This window comes from Streptomyces sp. NPDC002671, assembly GCF_053592475.1.
In genome coordinates this window covers 1-8,445 of sequence record NZ_JBSFVU010000102.1, presented here as the reverse complement: position 1 = coordinate 8,445, position 8,445 = coordinate 1, and the positions used below count along the sequence as shown (strand labels likewise).

Sequence of the window (8,445 nt, the reverse complement as noted above, 5' to 3'; positions counted from 1 at the left end):
GAGGTGACGTCGTCGGGCAGGCGGAGGAGGAGCACGTCCCAGCTCATGGTGGCCTTTCAGGTAGGACTCGAGGAGCGGTCGCGGTGGGTCAGATCAGGCTGAGCTGCTCTCCGGGAGGCTGTGGCAGGAGCACGTTCTGCAGCTGGCGGATGTTCGCATGCCAGGGGGCGCCATCCGACTCGGCCCAGAGCTCCATCAGCTCTGATGGCTCGGTCATGACACGGTCGAGGGCCTGACGGGCCAGATCGCGCAGGCCGGTGAGATCAGGAAGGAGCTCTTCCGGCCCGTAAACGGGATCAGCAGGCTCACCCCCGGGACACTGCGCCGCGACGAGGGCGGCCGCGGCCACGGCTACCTCTGATTCGGGCGCTTCAAGGTAGTCCACGGTGTCGATCACACGTGTGAGAGCGCCGCGAACGATGCCCTCACGTTCGCCTGCGGCTGCCTCGTCAAGGTCGCCGCAGAAGTCCGCTGCGGTGTCGTTGTCGAAGGGGCCGACGTCCCAAGTGCCCATAGTCTCTCGCGATCATGGTGCTGACCGAGGAATCCTGACAGAGGCCACTGACAGCGGCCGCGCGGTCCAGACCAGCGTGAAGTACGCCGGGGTTCGGGAACGGCTGCCAGACATCGCAGAGCTTGGATGAGATGTGGATGATGGTGCGGTGACGGGCATCAGCGAGAAGCACGTGAAGGTCCACTTCCGGCTGGAGACGGACGAGGACGGCTGGCCGCCGGCGAGTGTCGAGAGTCTGTGGGCGGTGGACCTCGGCGATGGAACGGTGCGGTTGGACAACACTCCATGGTTCGTGCGCGGGGTCGCCAGTGGGGACGTCATCCGGGTGGAGGCCGACGATGACGGGTGCCGCTGGGCCGGCGAGACCGTCCGGGGTTCGGAGAATTGCACCATCCGCTTGATCGTTGTGAGGGATGGTGGTTCAGCCGCAGCCCGGCAGACCGTGCTGGAGACGTTTCATCGCCTCGGCACGATCGGCGAGGGGATCGAGCGCTTCCGGATGGTGGCTCTCGATGTCCCGCCGGATGCGGACCTGCCACGAGTTCGGAAGTTCTTGGAGCATGGGGCGGCCGAGGGATGGTGGCACTGGGAAGAAGGGTGCGTCACCACCGCCTGGCGAGCCGCGGCCATTACCTGACTGCCGTGTTGGCGCTGATCGTCGAGCAATGCTTGGAACCTGTGGATCGGTGCCGGGTGGGACGCGGAAGGCGTACCTTCCCGATGATCCCTTGAAGGTCTCCGAGTAGGCCCGCGTTGCAGCGCGGGCCGGGAAGGTACGCCGTGCTCAGCGTAGTCACCGACGACGGCTCCACTCAGTCCGGTTCGCTGATCGACGAGATCGTCCGGGAAGGCGCCCGGCGGATGCTGGCCGCCGCGCTGGAGGCGGAAGTCAACCAGTACATAGCCGAGTTGTCCGCCGAGACCGATGAGCACGGCCGACGTCTCGTGGTCCGCAACGGCCATCACAAGGCGAGGACCGTGGTCACCGCGGCCGGCCCGGTCGAGGTCAAGGCCCCGCGGATCAACGACCGCCGCGTCGACCACGAGACCGGTGAGCGCAAGCGGTTCTCCTCGAAGATCCTGGCGCCGTGGTGCCGCAAGTCGCCGAAGATCTCCGAGGTGCTGCCGCTGCTCTACCTGCACGGGCTGTCCTCTGGGGACTTCGTGCCTGCGCTGGAGCAGTTCCTCGGCGGCACGGCCGGCCTGTCGGCCGCGACCGTGACCCGGCTGACCAAGCAGTGGAGCGAGGACCACGCCGCCTTCCAGACCCGTGACCTGTCCGATCGCGACTTCGTCTACGTGTGGGCCGACGGCGTGCACCCGAAGGTCCGCCTCGGGCAGGCCCATTCGTGCGTCCTGGTCCTGCTCGGGGTCCGGCTGGACGGCACGAAGGAGCTGATCGCCCTGGCCGAGGGCTTGCGCGAGTCAACCGAGTCGTGGGCTGACCTGCTGCGCGACTGCCGCCGCCGCGGTATGCGTGACCCCGAGCTGGTGGTCGGCGACGGCGCCATGGGCCTTTGGCGGGCGCTCGCCGAGGTGTTCCCGGCAGCCAGGCCGCAGAGGTGCTGGGTTCACAAATCCCGCAACGTCACCAACTGTCTGCCCAAGTCCGCGCAGCCCGGCGCGACGAAGGCGATGCAGGAGATCTGGACGAGATCGTCCGCGAGGGCGCCAGGCGCATGCTCGCCGCCGCGCTGGGGGCGGAAGTCAGATAGTACATAGCCGAGTTGACCGCCGAACGGGACGAACGCGGGCATCGCTAGTGTGCAGACCACTCACCGCCGCTAGCATCCTTCTGGGGCCGCGCCAGTGGCCTGCCGAGAAGGGGGAAACGCATGCGTCTCAACAGGATCGCCGGCACGGTCGCCGCGCTCGGACTGGCAGCCGCCGGAGTGGTCGGCACCGCAGGCACCGCGAGTGCTGCCGTCATCGGCGGGTGCACGCAGACGTACCACAGCTATTACGGGGCCGGGTACTACATCTGCGATTCCGGCACTAACCATGTCTATTGGGTTGTCGACAACGGCAACGCCACCACCGACGAACGCTTCTACGTTGTGGCGCACGACAACTGCGGGCACACCTACACGAAGAACTGGAACGACATAACCCAGTCCGGCTACAACAACACCGGCTGGTACATGCCGTGCAGCATCGACTACGCCTACATCTACCCGACCGAGGCGAGCAGGGGGCAGGACGGCCCGACCCTCTGGGCTATCTGACCTATTCGCACGACCCAGCGCCCCGCCTGCACCTAGCGGGGCGCTTCAACATCCACAGGTATTGACTATTGCTCTAATCGTTCCCCCTGGTGCCACTCTCTCAGCCGCGGTTGCTGTCCGCCCATTCGTCGCTGTTCCACATGACGGGCATGGCTCCGATGGGTTCGAACCTGATGTCCGGGTTGTTGCTGTGGACCAGGGCGAAGAAGCGGCGGTGAAGCACCGAGGCCCTGCGGGCCTCGTCGGCGATGATGTCCAGCACGGCCTGAGCTGCTTTGGGACACGCGGCGGCGTAGCGGTCATAGTCCGTGAAGGACAGTACGAGTCCGGCGCCTTCGACCGCGTCGTCGTAGCCTCCGTAGCAGGCCACGTCTTTGAGGCAGTCGTTGAGGGCGTCCAGGTTGTTCCCGTAGTACCCGGGAAAGTACAGCGCGGCGGCGATCGCACGGTGCATGTCATATTCCGTGGTCCACTTGCCTGCTGCGAGGTGCACGACGCGGAAACCGAGTCCTTCAAGCCGCGCCATGGCCTGTGTGAGGAGTCGTCGGCGCCAGAAGAGGGTGACGAACGTGTTGTTCATGTACTCGATGCCGGGAAGCCGGTTCGTTGCTGTGGTTGGCGCCGGATGGTGCGCCATGTCGCCTCGGTAGGCGTCGAGGAGGCGGAAGAACTCTTCGATGGGAGTCGAGCCGTCGGGGGTGCCGCGCTCGATGTCGGCTGCCCAACCGAGCGCGCTGTTGCCGCCAAGGCGTGTCCCGAGCCACTGGCTGAAGGCTCCGCCGTGCCAGAAGTCGCAGGGCTCTTCGATGGAGTGCGCGCCGAGGGCTACCTGGTAGCCGATCAGCATGGAGGGCAGATGGTGTAGCGACCCGCCGGGCAGCCATGCACCGGGCCGGAGGCGGATCTGGTCCAGGAAGTCGTACACGTCCGTACAGTCCTGCCAGTGCTTGGCAGTGATGTCTGGGCTGTCTCCGGTCGGCATGGCCGGACTGGCTCTGTTCGCGAGAACTGACAGCACTTGTGCACTGCTTCGGGAGGCAGCCGACGCTGGTGAGTGAGTCGAAATGTTCAGGACTTTCGACAGCACTGGTGTGGAGCAGCCCCTGCCGGGGTGCTCGATCACCGAGTCACCGTCGGTCGCTGGGGCTACAAGGAGACCACCGGTGCGGCGGCTGCCCTCTCCGTCTTCAGGGACGTCGGCGCCCTGGACATGGGCAACCTCGATGAGCCCGCATCCCGCAGAACGTTGCGAGCCTCAGGATCGCCTTCACCTGCGCGCCACCCTCCAGGCCCGCGGTCATGTCACCGGCGTCCGGGCCGTGCGGGCGGTGTCCCGTTCGAGGACGGTGCGGGAGGTAAGCCGTCCGCGCCGTCGAAAGATTCTTCCGCTGGGACGACGGTTTTCTCTCCTCCCGCTGGTCTTGATTAGCGACCGAACCCGACCAGCACGTGGAGCCTCCGATGCCAGATCACATCCAGACCGCCGTCGTCACCGGTGCGAGCCGCGGCTTCGGGCGTGCGATCGCCGCCGCGCTCGTGGCCCGTGGCACCCATGTCATCGGTATCGCCCGCAACGGACAGGAGCTGCACGCCGTACGCGGCGAGCTCGGGCCGGCGTTCACGCCCGTCGCCGCCGACGCCACCGGCGAAGCCCTCGCCGAGGAGGCGATCCGTACCCACCGGCCCGGTCTGCTCGTGCTCAACGCCGGGGCAACGCCCCACATGGCGCCCGTGCATGAGCAGACCTGGGAGACCTTCAGCCGCAATTGGGAGGTCGACGCGCGGCACGTCTTCGCCTGGACTGGGGCTGCTCTGCGAGCGCCGCTGACTCCGGGCAGCGTCGTGCTCTCGATGTCCAGCGGAGCCGCGCTGGGCGGCTCCCCGCTCAGCGGCGGATACGCCAGCGCCAAGGCCGCCATCCGGTACCTGCGCCAGTACGGCGCCGAGGAGTCACAGCGGGCCGGGCTGGGCATCCGGTTCGTCACGCTCCTGCCGGACATGACTCCGGTCGGCGGGGTGGGCGATGCAGGGGTCACGGGCTACGCCGCGCGTGCAGGCGTCGACCGGGAGACCTTCATCGAAGGGCGGCAGCCGATCCTCACCCTGAAACAGATCGGCAAGGCTGTGGTGGAGCTCGCCGGGGCCCCGGACAGCGGCCCGGAGTACCGGGTCCGCGGCGCCGGGCTGAACCCGATCGACTGATCCACCGCTTACGGTGGCCCCCGCCGCTACTCCGAGGAGAACCCACAATGCCGTCGAACCCCGAGTTCACCGCTCTGGCCGAGCAGTTCCGGCCGGAACTGCTCGCGCACTGCTACCGGCTCCTTGGCTCGATCCACGACGCCGAAGACCTGGTCCAGGAGACCTATCTACGGGCGTGGCGCGCGTTCGACGGCTTCGAAGGCCGTTCCTCGGTGCGGCGGTGGCTGTACAAGATCGCCACCATGGCCTGCCTGACGGCCTTGGAGACGCGATCCCGGCGGCCTCTGCCGTCGGGACTGGGCGCGCCGTCGGACGATCACCGTGTGGCGGTGGCTCCCCGCGAGCCGACAGTGCCTTGGCTCCAGCCGGCGCCGGACGCACGATTCGGCGCCGGCGACCCCGCGGCGATCGTGGCCACGCGGACGGGAGTGCGCCTCGCATTCATCGCCGCACTCCAGTTCCTGTCCGCCCGCCAGCGCGCCGTGCTGACCTTGCGCGACGTGCTCGGGTTCCGGACGGCCGAGGTGGCCGAGATCCTGGACACCACGACCGCTGCCGTGGACAGCGCGCTCCGCCGCGCCCGGGCCCGCCTGGCCGATGCCGGACCGGTCGCCGACGACCTGGCCGAGCCGGACCAGGAGACCCAGCGCGGCCTCCTCGACGACTATGTCAACGCCTTCACCCGCGCCGACCCCGACGCGCTGGTGCACCTGCTGCGCGCCGACGTCGAGCTGGAGATGCCCCCGACCCCGACCTGGTTCACCGGCCGCCGGGCCGTCATCGGCTTCCTGTCCGCCCGCGTCCTGCGCCCGCACCTATGGCGGATGACCCCCACCCGCGCTAACGGTCAGCCGGCCCTCGTCGTCCACAAGCACGCGGGCGGCGGGCGGTACGAACCCTATGGCATCCAGGTCCTGACCCAGCGCGCAGACCGCATCGCCCGGATCACCGCCTTCAACGACCCGTCCCTGGTCGCGGCCTTCGCCCACCGCCTCGAAACGCACTGATGCGCGCCACTGGGTTCCCGAAGCCCGAAGCGTGACATTCGTCCCGTCCCGGCTCTGGCATGCGGGCTGGCGGACCGGACAACCTCGAAGAACCAGAAGGTGGAGTCGGCGGCCTGCATGGGGCCCTCCATCCATGCCTTGAAGCCCTCCTCGCCGCGCCGGCGGGTGTGGACCAGGTGCTGGTCGGTGCCCTCGGCTCATTTCGCGCATGCTTGACGGAGTAACGGCCTCAGCGGATTCCTGCGAGCCTGCATCACAGCCGTGATCGGCGGCCGGGTGCTGCCACTTCTCATGAACATCGAACACGGCGCTGTCCGAGTGCCTCCCGAAGTTCTGAGAGGGCGTTTGATCTAGGTGGATTGCCCTTTATCTCCTAGTAAGTTCCTCGCCAGGTGGGTGTCGTCTCGTCCGTTATGCGCTTGGTGAGGTTGTCGATCGAGGCGACGTGGATCATGGCTTCGGAGCTGGCGGGCAGGGTCTCATAGTCTCGGGCGAGGCGTCGGTGCAGCATGATCCAACCAATACTTCGTTCGACAACCCAGCGCCTTTTGACAACGTGAAAGCCGCGAACTCCGGGATTTCTGTTGACGACTTCGACGTCGATTCCGAGGCTGGCGCCGTGCTCGATGACGGCGTTCTTGAAGCCGGTGTCGACCCAGCTCTTGGAGATGGTCGGGTAGGTCTTCTTGGCCTGGTCGAGGAGCCGGATCCCGACGGCGTTCTCGGACAGGCTCGCGGCGGTGACAGTCACGGCGAGGATGAGTCCGATCGTGTCGGTGAGGATGCCCCGTTTCCTGCCGACGATCTAATGGGCGGCAGTTGGGGTCACTGAAGCCTACTGATCACCTGAGCGATCGGCTCTATGTGTAGACCGGCTCACTGGCCCCAACTCTCTCTCGCCGCCGGTCGCCGGCGTCAGCACGATGCCCGCCGACGATCTGGGCTGCGAGCTCTCAAAGAAGACTGGCGCGTGCTGGCGCTCGCCATCGGCGGCGTGACCGATCAAGCGATCAACCCGATGATGATCGTGGTCCAAGCCCCCTGCGGGGATCACCTCCCACGTTCTCGGAGCCGTCGAGCTCCTGTTCAGACCGAGGGCCCCGCAGGTCGCTGGGGTCATGAACGACTAATCGGATGTCGGGCCACCGAGCCCTTCCATTAGGGAGACGCATGCCCTGCACGGCTGTGACCAGCCAAAACACAGGTCCGATAGCAAAGGGTGAGGCGAGTGGGAGCATTCTGCGGCATCGACTGGGCCAGCGACCACCACGACATAGCTGTCATCGACGAAACGGGATCGCTGCTGGCCCGCGCTCGCATCGATGACACCGCGGAGGGGCTCGACCAGCTGCTACGGATCCTCGCCGAACAAGGCGACACCCCGCAGAATCCCATCCCCGTGGCCATCGAGACCTCACGAGGTCTTCTGGTCGCCTGCCTGCGGGCGACGGGGCGCCCCGTCTATGCCATCAACCCGATGGCCGCAGCCCGGTATCGGGACCGGCACACAGTCTCCCGCAAGAAGTCCGATCACCTGGACGCCATGGTCCTGGCGAACATCCTCCGGACCGATGCCGCTGCTCACCGTCAGCTTCCTGCAGACTCCGAGCTGGCCCAGGCCGTCGCCGTACTCGCCCGCGCTCAGCAGGACGCAGTCTGGGACCGCACCCAGGCCGGCAACAAACTGACTTCCCACCTGCGCGCGTACTTCCCCGGCTTCCTGACCGCCGTCAGCCACCGGCGAGAGGGCATCTTCCACTCCATAGCCCGGACTCTCCTGGCCGCGGCTCCCACCCCTCAGCAGGCCGCGAAGCTCACCCGGACACAGCTTCGGGCCTTGTTGAAGAAGGCCGGGCGGAAAAACACGATCGACAGGGAGGTCGAGCGCCTTCACAGTGAGCTCCGCATGCCGCAGATGCGTCATCTGCCCCTCGTCGAGGAGGCGATGGGGCGACAGGCGCTCGCACTGCTGCGGCAGTTGGAGGCCGCGTGTGTGAGTGCCGACGATCTGGCCGAAGCATCGATGCAGGCGTTCAAGGCCCATGCCGATGCGGAGATCATCACCAGTTTTCCGGGACTGGGTCCACTCAGCGGAGCCCGCGTCCTGGCCGAGATCGGCGATGACCGGAACCGGTTCACCGACGCGAGAGGTTTGAAAGCGTACGCGGGCTCCGCCCCTGTCACTAGGGCGTCTGGCAAGAGCGTGTCCGTCACGGCCCGCAGGGTCAAGAACCAGAGACTGGCCGGCGTCGGCTATATGTGGGCCTTCGCCGCGATGGCCCACTCAAACGGAGCACGAGCCCACTACGACCGCCGACGCGAAGCCGGAGACCGCCACACCGCCGCGCAGAGAAACCTCTTCAACCGGATGATCGGCTGCCTGCACCACTGCCTGACTCACCGCGTCCCGTTCGACGAGGAGGTGGCCTTCCCGACCACGCGAGAACCCCACCTGTCCCTTGCTGCTTGACAGTTCTTCCGCATCGGATGTCTTCTT

Annotated in this window: 7 protein-coding genes and 2 pseudogenes; 6 read left to right on the top strand and 3 right to left on the bottom strand. The window is 67.0% G+C overall.

Annotated elements, in window-relative coordinates; translation table 11 throughout:
* Positions 1-88 precede the first annotated feature (88 nt).
* Positions 89-514 (bottom strand): DUF4259 domain-containing protein, encoded by a 426-nt coding sequence (locus tag ACWD35_RS44040; RefSeq protein WP_451356957.1) that lies wholly within the window; start codon positions 512-514, stop codon positions 89-91.
* 148 nt (positions 515-662) lie between these two features.
* Between ACWD35_RS44040 and ACWD35_RS44035 the strand changes: the two genes are divergently transcribed.
* From ACWD35_RS44035 to ACWD35_RS44025, 3 genes and pseudogenes are all read left to right on the top strand, one after another.
* Entirely contained in the window at positions 663-1,151 is a 489-nt protein-coding gene (locus ACWD35_RS44035) for a DUF4265 domain-containing protein (protein WP_451356956.1), read from the top strand.
* A 143-nt stretch (positions 1,152-1,294) separates the two neighbouring features.
* Positions 1,295-2,176: pseudogene (locus ACWD35_RS44030) on the top strand (IS256 family transposase); the annotation flags it as partial.
* 173 nt (positions 2,177-2,349) lie between these two features.
* On the top strand, positions 2,350-2,739 hold the full coding sequence (locus ACWD35_RS44025; RefSeq protein ID WP_451356955.1) for a hypothetical protein: 390 nt from the start codon (positions 2,350-2,352) through the stop codon (positions 2,737-2,739).
* Between the two features lie 100 nt (positions 2,740-2,839).
* Here the strand turns inward: ACWD35_RS44025 and ACWD35_RS44020 are convergent, their stop codons facing one another.
* Positions 2,840-3,862 (bottom strand): barstar family protein, encoded by a 1,023-nt coding sequence (locus tag ACWD35_RS44020; RefSeq protein ID WP_451356954.1) that lies wholly within the window; start codon positions 3,860-3,862, stop codon positions 2,840-2,842.
* A gap of 338 nt (positions 3,863-4,200) precedes the next feature.
* On the opposite strand from ACWD35_RS44020, the gene ACWD35_RS44015 reads away from it, so the two are divergent.
* Entirely contained in the window at positions 4,201-4,941 is a 741-nt protein-coding gene (locus ACWD35_RS44015) for an SDR family oxidoreductase (RefSeq protein WP_451356953.1), read from the top strand.
* 47 nt (positions 4,942-4,988) lie between these two features.
* Positions 4,989-5,948 carry an RNA polymerase subunit sigma-70 gene (locus tag ACWD35_RS44010; protein WP_451356952.1) on the top strand — a complete coding sequence of 320 codons (960 nt, stop codon included), beginning with the start codon at positions 4,989-4,991 and terminating at the stop codon, positions 5,946-5,948.
* 373 nt (positions 5,949-6,321) lie between these two features.
* Here ACWD35_RS44010 and ACWD35_RS44005 read toward each other — a convergent pair.
* A pseudogene (locus tag ACWD35_RS44005) lies at positions 6,322-6,753 on the bottom strand (transposase); the annotation flags it as partial.
* 423 nt (positions 6,754-7,176) lie between these two features.
* Between ACWD35_RS44005 and ACWD35_RS44000 the strand changes: the two are divergent.
* Complete coding sequence (locus tag ACWD35_RS44000) at positions 7,177-8,418, top strand: IS110 family transposase (protein ID WP_451356951.1); 1,242 nt, start codon at positions 7,177-7,179, stop codon at positions 8,416-8,418.
* Positions 8,419-8,445 lie beyond the last annotated feature (27 nt).

Excerpts from the sequence above, each read along its gene's own strand:
- ACWD35_RS44040 (WP_451356957.1), bottom strand. The coding sequence starts at position 514 with ATGGGCACTTGGGACGTCGGCCCCTTCGACAACGACACCGCAGCGGAC.
- ACWD35_RS44010 (WP_451356952.1), top strand. The coding sequence starts at position 4,989 with ATGCCGTCGAACCCCGAGTTCACCGCTCTGGCCGAGCAGTTCCGGCCG.
- ACWD35_RS44015 (WP_451356953.1), top strand. The coding sequence starts at position 4,201 with ATGCCAGATCACATCCAGACCGCCGTCGTCACCGGTGCGAGCCGCGGC.
- ACWD35_RS44025 (WP_451356955.1), top strand. The coding sequence starts at position 2,350 with ATGCGTCTCAACAGGATCGCCGGCACGGTCGCCGCGCTCGGACTGGCA.